Source organism: Brucella sp. H1_1004, assembly GCF_047308065.1.
Lineage (GTDB): Bacteria > Pseudomonadota > Alphaproteobacteria > Rhizobiales > Rhizobiaceae > Brucella > Brucella pseudogrignonensis_B.
Map to the genome: position 1 here is coordinate 1,300,124 of NZ_JAYKZA010000001.1, position 15,887 is coordinate 1,316,010.

Consider the following 15,887-nt stretch of genomic DNA (forward strand, 5'->3'; position numbering starts at 1 on the left):
ATCATTTCCCCTTTAGTATTAGATCAATCTTTGGATGCCGCTCCTTGACTGGAGGTATTTACTGTCGGACCATGTCGGTCGATAGGTTTAATTTCCCCTCGCGGGAACGGAGTGTGTCATGAGCGATGACCATCATCACGAGCATAAAGATCGATGGAAGCACGACGGGGTGCGTGTGATAAAGGGTGACCAGCTTGACCCCAACACCGCGCAAACGCCAGGCATGTTTCGTCAAGCTGCGATCAATCACGCGCGTTGGAGCACAGAAAATCTGGGCTGGGACGGTCGCCATCGAGCCCAATGCCAAAACGGGTGTGCATCATCACGGCGCATTGGAAAGCGTTATTTTCGTTCTGCGTGGCAAGGCTCGAATGCGGTGGGGAGACAAGCTCGAATATGTTGCCGAAGCCGGACCAGGCGACTTTATTTTCGTCCCACCTTATGTTCCCCATCAGGAGATAAACGCTGATCCTGAAAACGTGCTGGAGTGCGTTTTGGTTCGATCTGACAACGAAGCGGTCATCGTGAACATCACCGACGTTGACCCGATAGAAAATCCAGAAACGGTCTATTGGGTCGATCCGATACATCCTCACCCAGAACAGAGCTAAAATCCTCATTAAGGATGTCCTGCTGGTCCTGGAGAAGACAATCAAAGACCGCTCAATCTAATCTGTCACTAGTATCCAATGGCCCCCCGCGAAATAATATATCTTTTACATTTTCGGTTTGCCCCTCTTGTACGGCTTCAATTTTATAAACCTTACTGCCCGACACTAAAAATTGCGGACTTTGTGCATCAACAAGAGACAAAACATCATCTGGCGCTGAAATAAATTCAGTCATAGTCCAACGTTTTCCAGCACCCATCTACAAAACACCCCATGTTTAATAGCGACAGCTTTTGCGAGCCATCGTTAGATATACTAATGGTTATTTTACCAAATTCTTGTAATTGCCCAGATAATGCTTTCCAGTTAACCACGCTTGCGAGTGCAGTATGAAAACGCATGAGCGACTGCTACTAGATACCTGCATCATAAGTCAATTTGCTTACAAGAATCCTCCGCATCAGCTTATCACATGGTCCCAGCGATTTCCGGACAATTATTTTGCGATCTCTGTTTCGACCGTAATCGAGATACAGAAGGGAATAGAAAATCTCCGGCTCTCGGGCTCGCCCCGCGCGGATGCACTGGAGAAATGGCTAGACCGATTGCTCGCTAGTGACCTCGTTTGCCTTGATCAAGACGTCATCACTGCAAGAATAGTCGGACAGATGATCTCTACGCCAGCCTTGAAATCTCTGTGGGTACCAGACGCAAAATCTAAGAAGCCCAAATTTGGTCAAGACCTGCAAATAGCCGCTGCTTCAATACGCCACCAAATTCCGATAGCGACAGAAAACGTCAGCGATTTCCTTAGAATTCATCAATGGTACAAACTTCCTGGACTTTGCAATCCCGCTACAGGTGAATGGTATGCTGGATCGAAAAAAGCAGGTATGGTGCCTTGACTCTCAGATTTTGTTCCTGATATGTTCCAATCATGAAAAACGCGCTCACCCTTTCCCCGTTCCTGACTGTGCTCCCTGTTGAGCTTGTTACCCGCGCGCGTCGAATACGTACCTTCTGAGTTTTTGAACCCCGCAGTTCATTGACGGTTTGCCGTCCTCAGGAGCAATGTAATGTTCCATTCCATTAATGATGTCCTAGCTGACGCACATCTTCGTGCGGCCAGCAACTTATTTGCACCTTCAGTTGTTTTAAAGTGCAGGGGCCGCGCTCTCTTTCGATCACAGAAGGCTCGAAACCTAGCTTGCTATTTTGACCTCAGTCCCGATGTGTTGGCTTGGTCCTGCATGCCAATCTTACTGGGTTCAACACAGACATTTCACATCCCAGACTTCGCAGTTCAGAGAGAGGACGGCGACTATCTTGTAGATGTCCATGACACACCGGAGTGGGCTCTCGCGGCGGCAGAGGATGAAGGCTGGTTATATGACCAGCACACCTACAAAATGATTGAACAAACAATCATTTTTAATGCCGTCGATCTCGTTCCCTTTGCCTCATCTACGGTTTCGCTCGGAGACCGACTTCGACTACTTTCCGCGTTAGATGATGACGGTCCTCTACCTCTTAAACATTGCTGTCAGTTGGTGCGCAATGCCAGTGAGCCCATGAGCGCTTTGGCCGCCCTCTATTTCTCAGGAGAAGTTTCATTCGACCTGAATGAAAGAATAAGCCCGGAAACTAGGGTTTCGAGAACTTAACCTAACTTCAAAATCAGAATTATCCAGATCGGCATTCGATGCCTGATAACGAGGAGGCTTACCATGAACAATCTGAATTATTTAACTGAAACGATCAGTACGCTCGAAAAATTGATCAACGATCTCAGGGTTTTACGCGAGGGCAAACAACCGGACCTGAACCTTCTGGATAACAGCCCACTTCTCAACGACTGGGTTCGAACAACACGCGCATTGCCTTGCCTGGAAGGAATGGTTCTAGAGCATCCGAAGCTAGGTAGCCGCAGACCGATTACGACTAGCGAACTGTTTTATGTCGATCCGCAGTTGCACTTCGCACGCACGTATTCCCGATTTTATCGACTTGGTAAACCCGCTGCAGTCAGAGGTCTACGTTAATTTTTTGAGGGCGACATCTATGACAATGTTTCGAATATCGCACTGCAACTGCCGGTCTCCATCTTTCAATGCTGTGAAACCTTGTGAGAAAACAGAATGCAGAATTTTCAACAGACGCCAGAAGCTCTGGCTTTGCGCCTTGCTGTTGCGCATCTTATTCGGCAAATTCGAAGGCGAGGTCTTCATGATTTACTCGCGGGACGAGTGCTGGACCTAGTTGTGACATGTGAACATGCAGATGACCTGGAGCTTTATGAGAAGGCCCTTGGTCGGTTGGACTATTACAATTCGAAACGGCCGTCACAGCGAAGCATCGTCCTACTAACAGCCCAAAAGCGGGAACACAGTGATTTTGGTGATGATCACGTCACCTACAAGCAAACCGTCTATTTCGCACAACACGTAGCTTCCTTACCACAACAAGTATTGGACTCCGCTGACGATATCATCGAAATGAAGCTCGATGGCTCCCTGTGTGAATCGATTGCGAAAGAAAGTCTTCGAGCTCCGCCTCGATTTTCCGATCTGCCTGTCCCTGCCCCGTTCTCGTTACGCATCCTGGCTTCGATGATCTATCAATCATGGAGTGATCAGGACGTTCAACACAAGCTTGATCGCGTGACCAGAGGAGCAAAAGCGATCAGCACAAAAAACGAGATCAACCTCGATAATATCGCAGGATACGGCGAAGCGGCATCGTGGGGAAAAATGCTCGCAGAAGACCTAGCTCTCTTCGCAAAGCGAGAACTGGACTGGGCCGATATTGATCGTGGTGTGTTGCTCTGTGGTCCGCCAGGCGTCGGCAAAACGCTGTTTGCTCGTGCATTAGCAGGAACCTGCAGAGTCCCCTTGTTTGCGCACTCTCTAGCGCAATGGCAAGCCAAAGGTAGCTTAGACGACCTGCTCAAAGCGATGCTTCGTGCATTTGAGCAGGCGAAACGGGAAGCGCCATGCATTTTGTTTGTCGATGAAGTTGACAGTTTCGGAACACGATCCCAGCTTTCTGGACGAAACTCCAATTACGCGCGGCAGGTTATCAATGGATTTTTGCAGTGCTTGGACGGTCTGGATGGACGAGAAGGTGTCGTCGTAGTTGCAGCGACCAACGACATCAATGCAATTGACCCTGCGATCATTCGTTCTGGAAGAATTGAACGGCATGTTCACATCCCCCTCCCCGATGCAGTCGGAAGGGAACAAATCCTCAAATACCATTTGCGAGATGCCCTGCCAGGGGAAGACATTTCTGAAATCGCTGTTAGGATTGAAGGCGCGTCCGGTGCAGACATTGCCCGACTGGTGCGAGAAGCACGGAGCCGCGCACGAACGAGGAAAGGCCCTCTAAGCGCGTCAGACCTTGCCATCAATATTCCTTCTCCGCGCCCGGTATGTATTCAAGACATCCGCCGAACAGCCATTCACGAAGCCGGGCATGCTATCGTTGCAGATGAATTGTTCGATGTTACTGGCATCAAACCAGTGTCCGTTCATATCAGGCGAACCTTCGGAGACCGTGATTGCAATCTCGGCGGCACACTGATGCAAATTCGAGCAGATAGAATCCTAACAACCAGAAACGCTTTTGAGGCGCAGATTTGTACACTTTTGGGTGGGTTAGCCGCCGAGAAGGTTGTGTTTGGAGAGACGACTGATGGCAGCGGCGGCCGCTCTCAATCTGATCTAGCAGAAGCGACCCGAATTGCAATTCGGATGGAAGCATCCTTCGGCTTGGGTAACGGGCTGGCTTTCTTAGCTACTATGGATTTGTGCGACGAAACCCTACTGCGCCAAAATACCCATCTCCATCAGCGTGTGAATGAAATCCTTCGAATCCAGTTTGATAGAGCGGTCGGCATCATCGAGAAAAAAGCGAAAGCCGTTTCTTCAATCGCCGCGAAGCTCGAACGTTATTCGATACTCAACGAAAGGCAACTGAAAAGGATTCTTCTGCGAGAAACCAAATCGACTACCCGCGCTCGGAGGCAATAACCAAATTCATTGCCAGAAGATTGCTTAAAATATAAAAATCTATTTTCAGAAGAATGCGAAAGAGGGAAGCATGGCTACAGGTACAGTAAAATTTTTCAATCATGAGAAGGGCTTCGGTTTCATCACACCAGAAAATGGTGGTCCGGATGTATTCGTTCACATCTCTGGTATAATGGCAGGCGGAGACATCCGGGACGGTGATAAAGTGAGTTATGACGTTGGACAGGATCGCAAGACTGGTAAATCGAAGGCTGAGAACGTTACCCTTCTGTAAGCTCTTCGGCAAACCTGCTCAGTATAGCCTCGGATATTATGATAATGCCCGCGCCAAGCGGGCAATATATCAAGGAACGCTCCATCGGCTGCTAAATCCACGGCTCCTATTTCGCGTATAAAAATCCAAATCGGCGGTTTAATTCTAAAATCCGCAGGTCCCTGCTACACCCACCACAATATCCTATCAACCAGCCCTAATATCCCCGCGAATAATCGATATTAATGTTTGCGAGGTTGTTCTTCATCTGGAATGGCTAAAATGAAAATTCGTCACTACTTTACTAGTGCGTTCGTTGCGCTCACGGCAATGAGCGGTCAATGTCTTGCAGAGACGACTGAAGTTTCCACTGATGCGCAGGCAGCTTTGGAAAAAAGTCCGGTCTACCGCCTCTACAAAGCTGCCTTAGTAGAATGGACCGCCGATAATTGCTCTCCCGCTATAAATACAGAAAGGGCAATGAGCGCCAAGACTATCTTGAGCGAAACAAATGATACCAACGCTGTAGAACTCTTCCGTACCCTGAATGCGGAACGCGCCTTGCTAATTCGAGACCGGGGAGACGATCCATGTGATCTGGCCATGCGGGATGTATTTACCCCTGTTGAGCAATCGAAAAAAGACTTGCAGGTTCGCACCGCCGCTGAACGGGCTCGAATTCGACCACTTAGAGAGGCTACACTGATTGAATGGGCGGCGAGAAACTGTTCGTCGGCGGTCGCCCCGAAAACCGCCGCTCAGGCACAGCAAACGTTGAAGAACTTTAACGAGGAGGAAGTCCGATTTCATCGCCTCGTCGTCTCGTCCGAAATTCATACAGAAACACAGAGCGGTAAGGATGCGTGCAAGTCCGTGTTGAACGAAATTTCGAGTTTGTGATCCGTCTTCAACGTCAGCTCGTGTCTGTAAATATACATATCGACTTTGGCACGAGGCCGTTGCGTTCCCATACGTGGCAATTAAAAAGGAACTCAAACAAAGATGAAGGTACTTAGCCTTGAAACTCGCTCACATCAATATGGTCGCTAGAATGCGGAAACGCTCGCTGCATTTTATATGGACGTCATGAAATGCGAGTTGCTTCGCGAGCCCAGGGTTTTATCAGGCGATAAGGTCTCACGTGGTAACGGGCTTTCGGATTGCGAGATCTATTCGATCTGGTTAAAGTTTTCGGAGCTCGAATGGCCCTTCCTTGAGATACATGAGCATAAGACCACCCATTCGCGCGACCTGCCAAAGGTCAATGAACCTGGTTATGGTCATCTTTCTTTCCGGATAGAGAACCTCGACGATATACTTTCGAAAATCATCAGGGCGGGTGGGTCACAGATCGGGCAAACTACAAATTTCGGAACGCCGGAGAAGCCTTACTTTATCGCTTATGCACGTGATCCTGAAGGGAACGTGCTTGAGCTTGAGCAAATGGGCGCGTGAGTTTGGAGAGTAAATCACCGACTAACCATGAAGTATGCGTCTTCCGAGACGTAATCAAATAAGGGAATGGTATAGCGTGCCAAGGCGGGAAAGCGTTGTTGCCAGTCCTCGTCAGACAAGTTTCGAAGCCACTGGCAAGTGTTCGTAACTGAACGCGCATAATCGGTAACCGGTATGTATCCGATTTTCTGTGCGGCTTCAGTACTCAAAGTAAACGGAGCAGGAACTGACCAAGGTGTCCAGCCAACGAGCGAATCCTTACCTGCATCGGCGACATTAATTGGCTTAAGTATCCCTTTCCAACCCATGGCTTTGGCAATGTGAGAGCCAATCTCATGAACGGTCGGAGCACCCGGATCTGCTATATTAAGGATGAGGCTCCCAGTTTGGTTTAAAGCAGCGTTCGTCACCTCGGCTATGTTCAGCGCGGCAGTCGTATGGAAACGGCTTTTCCCATTAAAACAGATTGGAATCACCTCACGGCCGTCTAACATGCGCTTCACAAACTACCACTCGCGGGGATGCGAAGAATGCGTGCCGTGAATTGCACCGGGACGTAAAATTATAACGGGACGCCTAGCTTTATCGAGTAGCCGTCTTTCGAGCGCAACCTTCTTTGTCGAGTAATTCGTTGAACCAGGTTCGACCGTTGGCTGTTGTTCTGTCATCCCGTCTGGCAAGTCCGGAAAACCATTCTCGCGCGCTTCATCAAGTGTTCTGCCAGACGCATCACGATAAACGCTCGATGACGAGATCACTACAAACTGCCCAATTGATGACTCCAGTTCGAGCAACTGATTTGCATGTGTTTGGTCGAACGCCACTGTGTCGATCACAGCGTCAGCACCTTGGCCGATGGCCTGTGCTAAAGCGCCCGGTTGTTCACGATCCAAAAAGATTGCCTTAGCGCCAAAGCTCACGGCTTCATCGGGAATGTTTCCATTACGACTTGCGAAGGTAACGCCCCACCCTTCCTTCAACAATTTTAGGCCAACTACCCGACCGATTTGCCCGGTTCCGCCAATGATAAATGCCTGCTTCGTCATGTGGCCTCCAAGCGCTTGTGGTTTGGCTGAGCCTAACAAGCGCAGCTGGGTTTATAAAGGCAAATGGATGCGGATAATTGGCACCAGAAAATAAAGTTCAAGCACCACTGAAAGCCATGGCCATCTATCTTGGTAGTCTGCACATTTTCTGCGAAATTGATCCATTTGAAGGTTATTGGGATTAATGCGCAGAATGCCAGTGCGCATGTCGTCGAACCCATCCGGAGCGTAGACTGCACCACTCTCAATGCCGATCCCAAACCGAGTGCAGTTGATCAGGTATCGATCAATTCCGTCTTCAACTCGCTTGAGTTGCGGACAAGGGGAACCGAATCTTTGCTGATACCAGAGATGGACACGAGCTTGGTTCCTGATTTCAACTTTATCTGCAAGATCGCCCAGCAATTCTCTAGCTTTTCAATCTGAGCGTCTTCTGCTTCCCACGAGATATCTTCGGCATCAAAGTAGAAGACATCATAATCTTTGATGGCCCAATTTGGTTCATTGCCACTTTTGAGGTTCCATACTGTTTGAAATAAGCAACCCGCAGTCAAAGTAGCCTGAGGCAATTTCATTATGGGAAGAACTTCCAAAAGCCAACGGTTTGCCTCGTTTCTCTTTATCTGTTCGACATACTGTTGTTCAGAAAATGACATGATTTCATAGTCTCCACGTTCGTGCAATGTTCTGCACGTTAGTCTAGGGCCGGGATTGTTAGTCGTTGTAGTTGCGATTTTTTCTGAACAGGGTTGGATACCGCCTTCCGGTACCGCTGTTGCCCCGACATCCTCAAGGAACAGACAATCCGTCGATGAGGTTGGTTGCTCGTTTCAGTGCCGCTTTTGCCACATTTAATTCTACGGACACTTGGAACGCATTTCTGCGGCTTAAACGCAGGAAAGCTTGAAAAACAGCATCGGAATGCTCGGCCAGAACAATCAGTTGCCAACCGCTCGGCGCGCGAGCGCCCGACAACCAATATTTTGCAGTCCGATCACTTGCCCCTGTCCATTTTGTGATTTCTTTAGCCGCTTTGCGACTATCGCCAAGTTCTGATTTTAACGCGATTGACATCTCTTCTAGAAAAATACGCCGCGATTGCTTCAGAACTTCTGTGCCCTTTTTAGGAACCATTGTTCTTACCCTTATAGTGTATAGTCGTTCTTTAATCAGCTATTCCGCCAAGAAAGACGATGATTATTGATTGGAGTCACCAAACAGGTCCCGTCTCAATGCCTCCCGTGTCGGCGGCAGCTTATGTTCGTATGTCTACAGATCATCAGCGCTATTCAACCGACAATCAGCTTGCCGTTATTCAATCATATGCCGAGAAGAACAATTATGAAATTGTTCAACTCTATGCTGACGAAGGTAAGAGCGGACTAAGTCTACGTGGGCGCGACGCATTAACGAGGTTACTTTTCGACATTGAAAACAGTCGCGTTCATTTCAAGGCTCTCCTTGTATACGACGTTAGCCGCCTCGGACGATTTCAAGATCCTGACGAAGCTGCAGAAATTGAGTTGAAATGCAAACGTGCCGGTGTCTCGGTGCATTATTGCGGAGAGCTATTTTCGAATGACGGCAGTATGGGCTCTTCCATCGTTAAAACACTCAAACGCGCCATGGCTGGCGAGTACAGTCGTGATCTTTCCATCAAAGTTTATAATGGGCAAGTTCGCCTAATCCGATTAGGCTTTCGACAAGGTGGTGCTGCCGGTTACGGCCTGCGACGCATGTTAATCGATCAGTATGGCAATCAGAAAAGCGAACTTTTGCCAAGTCAGCAGAAGAGCATCGCGACTGATCGGGTCATTCTCGTTCCCGGCCCCCTAGAGGAGCAGAAACGAGTGAGGGATATCTACGATTTATTTGTTAATCAGAAATGGACGGAAGCCGAAATAGCCCATCACTTGAACGAGATGGGCGTCTTGACCGATTTAAATCGCCAATGGACGCGAGGTACCGTTCATCAGGTACTTACTAACGAAAAATACATCGGCAACAATGTTTGGGCAAAGACGTCTTTCAAACTCAAATCCAAACATGCACGAAATCCCCCGGAAGAATGGGTTCGAGCTAACAGCGTCTTTGAACCAATTGTAAACGAGGAACTTTTCCTGAAAGCCACAGGGATTATTCTCGAGCGCTCTGCGCGATTGAGTGACGAGGCAATGTTGGAGAAACTGGCAAAGGTGTTTCACGATACGGGCTATCTTTCTGGATTGATAATAGATGAAGCGGAAGAATGTCCTTCAAGCAGCGCCTTTACTCATCGCTTCGGTAGTCTGCTTCGAGCTTATACATTAGTGGGGTTTGCGCCGGATAAAGATTACAGTTTCATTGAAATTAATAAGGCTTTGCGCGTAAGACATCGCGATCTAATAAGCCAGCTCGTCCAGGGCCTTCAAATTACGGGTGGGACTGTAAACCAAGATCCAGAAACAGATCTACTCACTATCAATGGTGAGTTTACAGTCTCACTTATAATCGCGCGGTGTCTGACTACGCCCAATGGTCACCTTCGATGGAAAGTTCGGCTCGATACAGAAATTCGCCCGGATTTTTCACTCGTCGTTCGTATGGACCAATCGAACTCTGCCGCTCACGATTATTATCTATTGCCAACGATGACGATTGAGCAAGCCGTGGTGCGCCTTTGTGAAGAGAACGGTTTATATTTCGACGCTTTTCGCACTGAATCGCTAGACAGTTTTTATTCTTTGGCTGCTCGCGTCCCAATTTCGGAGGTTGCATGATGTCTGCTACACCTGCCCAGAAGATCGAGATGATACCCATTTCCAGTATCACGGTCATTAACGCCCGCAGTCGAAATCGAAAACAGTTTCGAGAAATAATCGACAATATCGGCCAGATCGGGTTGAAAAGACCTATCACTGTCGCGCGCCGTATGACGTCTGAAGGACCATGCTACGATTTAGTTTGTGGTCAAGGGCGTATCGAAGCCTTTATAGCGCTTGGCCAGACCGAAGTTCCAGCACTTGTAGTTAATGCGAGAAAGGAAGACTGTTACATCGCAAGCCTAGTGGAGAACTGTGCAAGGCGTAAACTTCGCGCTGTCGATTTGTTGAAAGACATCGCAGGTATGAGTCGGCGCGGCCATTCTGTTCCGAAGATTGCACAAATGACTGGCCTCACGCCCGAATATATTCATGCAATTATAAGCCTCATCGAAAAAGGGGAAGAACGACTGCTCAATGCTGTAGAGTGCGGACAGATTCCATTCTCCATTGCACTGGAAATTGCAGGTGCAGAAAACAACGAGATTCAGTCAGCCTTGCAGACTGCATACGAAAGCAAGCTTCTTCGTGGACGCAAGCTAATACAGGCCAAGAGAATTGTCGAAATGCGTCGTCTTCGAGGTAAAGGCCTAAAGGTTTATGACAGCCGAGCTCGCCCGATGTCATCTGACGCCATTCTCAAGGCATTCGAAGCCGATACGACCAAAAAGAAAATGCTGATCAAGAGAGCTGACGCCGCGAAGAGCAGACTGGCATTCATTATTGCAGCAGTCAAAACGCTTCTTCTCGACAATAGATTAAGGCCAATCTTTGAAGAGGAAGGATTGACAACCATTCCCGAAGTTTTGGCTCGAAAGCTCTAAATCTGGAGAAGGCACATGTCGAACAGTAGTAAAGATGGCTCCGTATCACTAGCTTTCGAAACAACCAGCCTTCGCATTTCACTGGATTCCATTCTCCCCTTGAGGCCTATGACACCAGCCGCGTTACGATCTTCCAAGTATGCTCAAATAGCAGCTTCCATAGGGGAAATCGGCCTAATAGAACCGCCGGTCGTCGTGAGAGACAAGCAGAATGCTACCTTATTTCATCTTTTAGACGGCCATTTGCGTTTGGATGTTTTGCGCAAGAGGGGCGACACCGAGGTCGTATGCCTTGTTGCAACCGAAGATGAAGCCTTCACTTACAACAAAAGGATCAGCAAACTGGCGACGATCCAAGAGTACAGAATGATTATGAAGGCTATCGAAAAAGGTGTTTCAGAGGAACGCTTGGCTCGAGCACTGAACGTTAACATCAACAGCATCAGGGCTAAAAAACGATTGCTCGACGGTATCTGTCCGGAGGCTGCCGAGCTGCTAAAAGACAGACACGTACCGTTGAATTCGATGTCTCAAATTAAAAAGCTGAAACCAATGAGGCAAATTGAAGTCGCCGAACTTATGATTGCGATGAACAACTATAGCCAAAGCTATGCGAATTCGCTTGTGCTATCGACCCCCGAGAGCATGCTGGTCGCCCCCAAAAAAGCAGCTAAAGGGCTAACACTTGAGCAGATTTCCAGGATGGAACGCGAAACGGCAAACTTGGAAAAAGAGTTCAAGATTGCCGAAGAAGACTACGGCAAAGATAACATCGATCTGGTTATTGCCACTGGATATGTAGGTCGATTGCTAGAGAACGTCCGTGTTGTCCGGCAACTTGCCCAATACTATCCGGAGATACTGGCGGAGTTTCAACGGATAAGCGAAAACCGAAAGGCTGCATAAAATTTATGTTGAAATGACTATAGATGCTTATGGGCCCTGATAACGCGAACCCGTCGATTCAATACGCTCGCAAGCTTCAATCGCCGCATTCATCATCTTTCTGATTTGGTTCCAATCCGTACGCATGCGAACTCCCTTTTGATTGCGCGGATACTGCACATTTCACAATAACGTGTCTTCGTTGTCGACGTCATAATTGAGGCCCGAAGCGGTCGGGCCGGTGTCGGTGATCGCGTATGCAATGGCAGCCATGGAAATAGACAGTTATCAATGACCGGTTCCTACCACATCCCGGACCTTTGTAGCCGCTTCCAGCTTTCCCGGTCGTTCGCCTGGATCATTGAATAGCCGACGCACATGGAAAATGTGTAGAGAAATCGGCGATGTCTTGTTATGGATCTACATTAACATTTTACGGCTGGGGGGAAGACGTGCCGCATCCTAACATTGAAATCCTTCGGTGTCTTGAGACCGTAGTTCAGGCGCTTCAAATCCACAAAACAATGAGTGGCACGAAGCTCAAGAGAACATATGATTTTGACCCAGACCTATTCGATGCCGCAGTTCAGCACGGCTCGGAAAGGAAGGTCTTAAAGTGGGGTGATCGGAATATGTTCACCTTCGTGGCTCCGTACATAATACCAGAAGAAGCTTACTACGACTCCATTGAAGGTGCGTTTCGGGAAATTTGGGAGGCCGAAGGCTACGACAAGTCTCAGTTTTATCTTGAAAACACAGCGCGCCGTGACTCGAAAATCGCGGGACCTTGGACAAGGCCAGACTTCACCATGGTCTCCTACAAGAAGTTTCCTTGGACAATCGGATCGGAATTCGACGTTGTCACATTTGAGGTGAAGCGGGCCGACACCAGTAATGTGCTGGCAGTTTTTGAAGCAATGTCCCACCGAAGTGCGGCCACACGTTCATACGTAGTATTCCCTCTGGATGAAGTTACATGGACGACTAAAGACCCCGCACAAGCAGTTCGCGTAAAGGACGAGTGCATACGACATGGAATTGGATTAATTCTCGTAGGTGCCGGTCATTCGACCGCTGTACATGCGATCCCGGCTAGGCGGTTTGACATCGATCATCGTAAAAGTAGTGACTTCTTAGCGGCAGTGCTGACCGAGGCTGGTAAGAATCGTATAGCAGAGTGGAAGTAAATGTGAGTGCTCCCTTGACCGCAATGGGCTGGATCTTACCAACTTGTCAAAGGCTCTGACCGACGCGACGGCTTATCGAAGGCCATGGAGGAATTTTGCTTCAGGAAGGGTCACACCCTATTGTAAATCCGCGCAACCTTACATAAATCTATGCTGACTTCAGTATAAGGCTGTGGCTCACGGATCGACGGAAAGATACACCTAAAAGTTGTCCGGATGTACGATCTTCGAGAATAACTTTCTCTCAGTTGACGGCTCCATGGTTAAAACCTGGGTTGCAGTTTGCTGAAGTCTCGCAATGGAGGATTCGCGCATGAAGAAAATTCGTAAGCGTCTCGACCTTGCTGTAGTAGCTTTGACAGTGCTAACGCTCTCTTTGGATTGCATAAAGTCTGTGATTGATCTGCTCAGCAAGGTTGTCAACTATGCCCGTCGCGTTCGAAAACTTCCTCTATTCCTTCCAACGCAACGGCAAGCCGGTCTACGCACCTAACGAGTTTTGTGAGAAGCTCGGTCTCCAAATTAAGAAGCAAGTCAACAAGGCCTACAAGTTTGACAGCTTCATATATCACTTTAAGGACGGCTCACATGTGGTAGCGTTGCATAAGCACCGCGCCAACCATTTTTTCTGCCGTATTGACATTGCTCGGTTTTTCTACAGTATCCAGAGAAACCGCTTAAAGCGGGTCCTAAAAGACATCGGCATCTTCCGGGCCGAATATTACGCCAAGTGGTCAACTGTGAAAAACCCGTATGAGGGCGGCGGCTACGTCATCCCTTACGGTTTTGTGCAGTCTCCCATCCTCGCCACTCTCGTGTTGGCGCGCTCGGCTATCGGCAATTATCTGCGTGGCCTAGATCCTTCCATCACAGTCTCAGTCTATATGGACGATATCTGCCTGTCAGGTAATGATGAGCCTGCCTTACGCGAAGCATTCGAGGGACTCCTGATAGCGGTCGATACGGCGGGGTTCACACTCAACGACGACAAGACACGCACAACAGCCGAGCAAATCGATATTTTCAACTGCAATCTGGAACATGGCGACACTTCTGTCCTGCAGGGGCGGAAGAATGAATTCTATTCAGTCGTCCGCACCCCCGCTGGTGAAGATTCTTTCGAGCGATATTGCGACATCGTGGAATCTAAGACCTGGCGAGTAGGTGCCAAGAAGAAACGGCGCAAGGCCTATTTTCGTTCAAAGGGCAGGTTACCGAAGGGAAACCGTTCAGTGCCTACTTAACTTTTCGTGACATTTGACCGATAGTTAGGCCAAATACAAACCCCAAAATGGTAGCGATAGTCGTTTTGGCGATCCTTATAAGCTTTCTCAGATGCACCCACGGTTGAAGACTCAGGCAATCAAAATTGCTTCGCATCAATATCAGTTACATTTTTACGACTTGAGATCAGTCAAAACCAGAAAATGTTGGAACTGGGGCCATTAGAAGCAGCTATATATTGAGCGAGAGTGGGATTTAGTTACGCCAAGATTCGAGGGTCCAGCGGAACCTTCAAAGACAACGTTTTTTCTAGCGCTCCCGGATGGGAAACAACAAATAAACGAAGCACTAAACGTTGTAATTACGATCCAACCATGAAAATACGCCATTTTAGCTTGTGGCACGACAAGAAATAGCACCGCTGTGATGAATAGCCCCAATCAGGTTCCCCGAAACATAAATCGTACCCGAGAAGTATTGATGCCTTTGCCCGCTGGCAGCCTGCGCCCTGCTGATCAGCATTGATCTTCGTCAGCATCTTCCTGATCGTTCGGCGCATCGTCGTGCAAACGGTCGTGACATGCGTCGCATACCGCGACCAGCTCGAAAAGGAACTCCGCCTTTGCGTGCTCATATGTCAGATGATGAACTTGCGTGGCAGTTGCGCTACCGCAACCTTCGCACATGCCGCCAGAGCGCTTGAATACTAGTTGGCGCTTTTCTCGCCATTCGTCACTCTCAAGATACGCGCTATAGTCGCGAAACCATGAATTGGATTTCTCAAACTGCAATTTTGCATGTTTTTGGAAAATCCGGTTGTACTCTCGGTCGCGTTGAGCTTCATATCCGCTTTTGAGTTCGAAGTTCGGCAGCGGCAAGTTTTCATGACCTAGTTCTCGTTTCTTTGCTCCGCCCAAGAGGTGTCCGCATTTGCGGCATTGCCTTCTGATTTGCTCACCGCCATTTGATGTGGGGAGACGAACCAAATCTGTCTCGGGATGATCGCTGCAAACAGCCTGCCGATGTGCAACCAAGTCGTCGGAAAGTTCCGGAGTCATACCAACAAAAACGGCCTTCCCGACTTCTTCCAGATAAACTTTTACCATGTCCCGCCATGCCTCTGTCAATTATGCTTCGTGCGAGGCCGGACCGCCATGAACGGCGCAATATTCGCCTTGCAGCCGCTTCCACTTTTCCGGCTCATAATGACTACCACCTGACACGTAGTTCTTGCATCTTGTCCTGCTAGTGGTGGTTCCAGCGCATCTTACAAAACCATCCGTTTCAACCCATTCGGCATATTCTTGCCGAGTCAATCCAAACTGACATGCAGCAAAGCCATCCTTGTCAGCGAGATATTGAGATACTTCGTCGGCGTTCAAAAACAGTGTTCGCCCACCCCCTGGTATTCTTATGTGCACCGTGAAGCCAACGCCCACAGCTTCCATTTGCTGAAGGTACTTGATGTCGATTGTCATTATCTTCTCCCGCCCATTGTTGTCTGCAGTAGTTCCACTGTCGAGATTCGCATATTCGACGCGCATTGCCTATATAAAAGGTGGAGAATGCC

Annotated in this window: 20 protein-coding genes and 1 pseudogene; 13 read left to right on the plus strand and 8 right to left on the minus strand. The window is 48.6% G+C overall.

Annotated elements, in window-relative coordinates; genetic code table 11:
• The first annotated feature begins 118 nt into the window (after nt 1-118).
• Nucleotides 119-611: pseudogene (locus U2P60_RS06210) on the plus strand (cupin domain-containing protein).
• A gap of 52 nt (nt 612-663) precedes the next feature.
• Here U2P60_RS06210 and U2P60_RS06215 read toward each other — a convergent pair.
• Nucleotides 664-846, minus strand: coding sequence for a hypothetical protein (locus U2P60_RS06215; RefSeq protein WP_413571829.1), 183 nt, complete (start codon nt 844-846; stop codon nt 664-666).
• A 154-nt stretch (nt 847-1,000) separates the two neighbouring features.
• Between U2P60_RS06215 and U2P60_RS06220 the strand changes: the two genes are divergently transcribed.
• From U2P60_RS06220 to U2P60_RS06250, 7 genes are all read left to right on the plus strand, one after another.
• Nucleotides 1,001-1,516: a hypothetical protein gene (locus tag U2P60_RS06220; protein WP_413571831.1), complete on the plus strand. Its 516-nt coding sequence runs from the start codon at nt 1,001-1,003 to the stop codon at nt 1,514-1,516.
• A gap of 171 nt (nt 1,517-1,687) precedes the next feature.
• On the plus strand, nt 1,688-2,275 hold the full coding sequence (locus U2P60_RS06225) for a hypothetical protein (protein WP_413571832.1): 588 nt from the start codon (nt 1,688-1,690) through the stop codon (nt 2,273-2,275).
• Between the two features lie 63 nt (nt 2,276-2,338).
• Nucleotides 2,339-2,653 carry a DUF6634 family protein gene (locus U2P60_RS06230; RefSeq protein WP_413571833.1) on the plus strand — a complete coding sequence of 105 codons (315 nt, stop codon included), beginning with the start codon at nt 2,339-2,341 and terminating at the stop codon, nt 2,651-2,653.
• A gap of 96 nt (nt 2,654-2,749) precedes the next feature.
• Entirely contained in the window at nt 2,750-4,642 is a 1,893-nt protein-coding gene (locus tag U2P60_RS06235; protein ID WP_413571834.1) for an AAA family ATPase, read from the plus strand.
• 70 nt (nt 4,643-4,712) lie between these two features.
• Nucleotides 4,713-4,916: a cold-shock protein gene (locus tag U2P60_RS06240; protein WP_413571835.1), complete on the plus strand. Its 204-nt coding sequence runs from the start codon at nt 4,713-4,715 to the stop codon at nt 4,914-4,916.
• Between the two features lie 261 nt (nt 4,917-5,177).
• Nucleotides 5,178-5,795, plus strand: coding sequence for a hypothetical protein (locus tag U2P60_RS06245; RefSeq protein ID WP_413571836.1), 618 nt, complete (start codon nt 5,178-5,180; stop codon nt 5,793-5,795).
• A gap of 177 nt (nt 5,796-5,972) precedes the next feature.
• Nucleotides 5,973-6,350, plus strand: a complete 378-nt coding sequence (locus U2P60_RS06250; protein ID WP_413571837.1) for a VOC family protein — start codon at nt 5,973-5,975, stop codon at nt 6,348-6,350.
• Nucleotides 6,351-6,364: 14 nt separating this feature from the next.
• On the opposite strand, the gene U2P60_RS06255 is transcribed toward U2P60_RS06250, so the two are convergent.
• From U2P60_RS06255 to U2P60_RS06275, 5 genes are all read right to left on the minus strand, one after another.
• Nucleotides 6,365-6,844 (minus strand): hypothetical protein, encoded by a 480-nt coding sequence (locus tag U2P60_RS06255; protein ID WP_413571838.1) that lies wholly within the window; start codon nt 6,842-6,844, stop codon nt 6,365-6,367.
• Between the two features lie 12 nt (nt 6,845-6,856).
• Nucleotides 6,857-7,396 carry an NAD-dependent epimerase/dehydratase family protein gene (locus U2P60_RS06260; protein ID WP_413571839.1) on the minus strand — a complete coding sequence of 180 codons (540 nt, stop codon included), beginning with the start codon at nt 7,394-7,396 and terminating at the stop codon, nt 6,857-6,859.
• 51 nt (nt 7,397-7,447) lie between these two features.
• The gene (locus U2P60_RS06265) at nt 7,448-7,771 is read right to left on the minus strand and encodes a nucleotidyltransferase family protein (RefSeq protein ID WP_413572009.1); all 324 of its coding nucleotides are present in this window, start codon (nt 7,769-7,771) and stop codon (nt 7,448-7,450) included.
• Entirely contained in the window at nt 7,672-8,052 is a 381-nt protein-coding gene (locus tag U2P60_RS06270; protein WP_413571840.1) for a nucleotidyltransferase family protein, read from the minus strand. Before U2P60_RS06270 ends, U2P60_RS06265 begins: the two co-directional genes overlap by 100 nt.
• Before the next feature lie 133 nt (nt 8,053-8,185).
• A complete protein-coding gene (locus U2P60_RS06275) occupies nt 8,186-8,530 on the minus strand; it encodes a hypothetical protein (RefSeq protein WP_339439321.1) in 345 nt (114 codons plus the stop codon).
• A gap of 59 nt (nt 8,531-8,589) precedes the next feature.
• Between U2P60_RS06275 and U2P60_RS06280 the strand changes: the two genes are divergently transcribed.
• The 5 genes from U2P60_RS06280 to U2P60_RS06300 all read left to right on the plus strand — a co-directional run bounded on the left by U2P60_RS06280 (nt 8,590) and on the right by U2P60_RS06300 (nt 14,337).
• The gene (locus U2P60_RS06280; protein WP_413571841.1) at nt 8,590-10,155 is read left to right on the plus strand and encodes a recombinase family protein; all 1,566 of its coding nucleotides are present in this window, start codon (nt 8,590-8,592) and stop codon (nt 10,153-10,155) included.
• Entirely contained in the window at nt 10,152-11,021 is an 870-nt protein-coding gene (locus U2P60_RS06285) for a ParB/RepB/Spo0J family partition protein (RefSeq protein ID WP_413571842.1), read from the plus strand. Before U2P60_RS06280 ends, U2P60_RS06285 begins: the two co-directional genes overlap by 4 nt.
• A gap of 15 nt (nt 11,022-11,036) precedes the next feature.
• A complete protein-coding gene (locus U2P60_RS06290) occupies nt 11,037-11,927 on the plus strand; it encodes a plasmid partitioning protein RepB C-terminal domain-containing protein (protein WP_413571843.1) in 891 nt (296 codons plus the stop codon).
• A 431-nt stretch (nt 11,928-12,358) separates the two neighbouring features.
• Complete coding sequence (locus tag U2P60_RS06295; RefSeq protein ID WP_413571844.1) at nt 12,359-13,093, plus strand: hypothetical protein; 735 nt, start codon at nt 12,359-12,361, stop codon at nt 13,091-13,093.
• A gap of 425 nt (nt 13,094-13,518) precedes the next feature.
• Nucleotides 13,519-14,337 carry a reverse transcriptase domain-containing protein gene (locus tag U2P60_RS06300; RefSeq protein ID WP_413571845.1) on the plus strand — a complete coding sequence of 273 codons (819 nt, stop codon included), beginning with the start codon at nt 13,519-13,521 and terminating at the stop codon, nt 14,335-14,337.
• A 495-nt stretch (nt 14,338-14,832) separates the two neighbouring features.
• Here U2P60_RS06300 and U2P60_RS06305 read toward each other — a convergent pair whose 3' ends face one another.
• Both U2P60_RS06305 and U2P60_RS06310 read right to left on the minus strand, forming a co-directional pair.
• Nucleotides 14,833-15,423, minus strand: coding sequence for a hypothetical protein (locus U2P60_RS06305; RefSeq protein WP_413571846.1), 591 nt, complete (start codon nt 15,421-15,423; stop codon nt 14,833-14,835).
• Nucleotides 15,424-15,444: 21 nt separating this feature from the next.
• Nucleotides 15,445-15,795: a hypothetical protein gene (locus U2P60_RS06310; RefSeq protein WP_413572029.1), complete on the minus strand. Its 351-nt coding sequence runs from the start codon at nt 15,793-15,795 to the stop codon at nt 15,445-15,447.
• Nucleotides 15,796-15,887 lie beyond the last annotated feature (92 nt).

Bases quoted from the DNA above. Each gene is read 5' to 3' on its own strand.
- U2P60_RS06215 (WP_413571829.1), bottom strand. From the start codon at position 846: ATGACTGAATTTATTTCAGCGCCAGATGATGTTTTGTCTCTTGTTGAT.
- U2P60_RS06220 (WP_413571831.1), top strand. From the start codon at position 1,001: ATGAAAACGCATGAGCGACTGCTACTAGATACCTGCATCATAAGTCAA.
- U2P60_RS06225 (WP_413571832.1), top strand. From the start codon at position 1,688: ATGTTCCATTCCATTAATGATGTCCTAGCTGACGCACATCTTCGTGCG.
- U2P60_RS06230 (WP_413571833.1), top strand. From the start codon at position 2,339: ATGAACAATCTGAATTATTTAACTGAAACGATCAGTACGCTCGAAAAA.
- U2P60_RS06235 (WP_413571834.1), top strand. From the start codon at position 2,750: ATGCAGAATTTTCAACAGACGCCAGAAGCTCTGGCTTTGCGCCTTGCT.
- U2P60_RS06240 (WP_413571835.1), top strand. From the start codon at position 4,713: ATGGCTACAGGTACAGTAAAATTTTTCAATCATGAGAAGGGCTTCGGT.
- U2P60_RS06245 (WP_413571836.1), top strand. From the start codon at position 5,178: ATGAAAATTCGTCACTACTTTACTAGTGCGTTCGTTGCGCTCACGGCA.
- U2P60_RS06250 (WP_413571837.1), top strand. From the start codon at position 5,973: ATGGACGTCATGAAATGCGAGTTGCTTCGCGAGCCCAGGGTTTTATCA.
- U2P60_RS06255 (WP_413571838.1), bottom strand. From the start codon at position 6,844: ATGTTAGACGGCCGTGAGGTGATTCCAATCTGTTTTAATGGGAAAAGC.
- U2P60_RS06260 (WP_413571839.1), bottom strand. From the start codon at position 7,396: ATGACGAAGCAGGCATTTATCATTGGCGGAACCGGGCAAATCGGTCGG.
- U2P60_RS06270 (WP_413571840.1), bottom strand. From the start codon at position 8,052: ATGTCATTTTCTGAACAACAGTATGTCGAACAGATAAAGAGAAACGAG.
- U2P60_RS06275 (WP_339439321.1), bottom strand. From the start codon at position 8,530: ATGGTTCCTAAAAAGGGCACAGAAGTTCTGAAGCAATCGCGGCGTATT.
- U2P60_RS06280 (WP_413571841.1), top strand. From the start codon at position 8,590: ATGATTATTGATTGGAGTCACCAAACAGGTCCCGTCTCAATGCCTCCC.
- U2P60_RS06285 (WP_413571842.1), top strand. From the start codon at position 10,152: ATGATGTCTGCTACACCTGCCCAGAAGATCGAGATGATACCCATTTCC.
- U2P60_RS06290 (WP_413571843.1), top strand. From the start codon at position 11,037: ATGTCGAACAGTAGTAAAGATGGCTCCGTATCACTAGCTTTCGAAACA.
- U2P60_RS06300 (WP_413571845.1), top strand. From the start codon at position 13,519: ATGCCCGTCGCGTTCGAAAACTTCCTCTATTCCTTCCAACGCAACGGC.
- U2P60_RS06305 (WP_413571846.1), bottom strand. From the start codon at position 15,423: ATGGTAAAAGTTTATCTGGAAGAAGTCGGGAAGGCCGTTTTTGTTGGT.
- U2P60_RS06310 (WP_413572029.1), bottom strand. From the start codon at position 15,795: ATGACAATCGACATCAAGTACCTTCAGCAAATGGAAGCTGTGGGCGTT.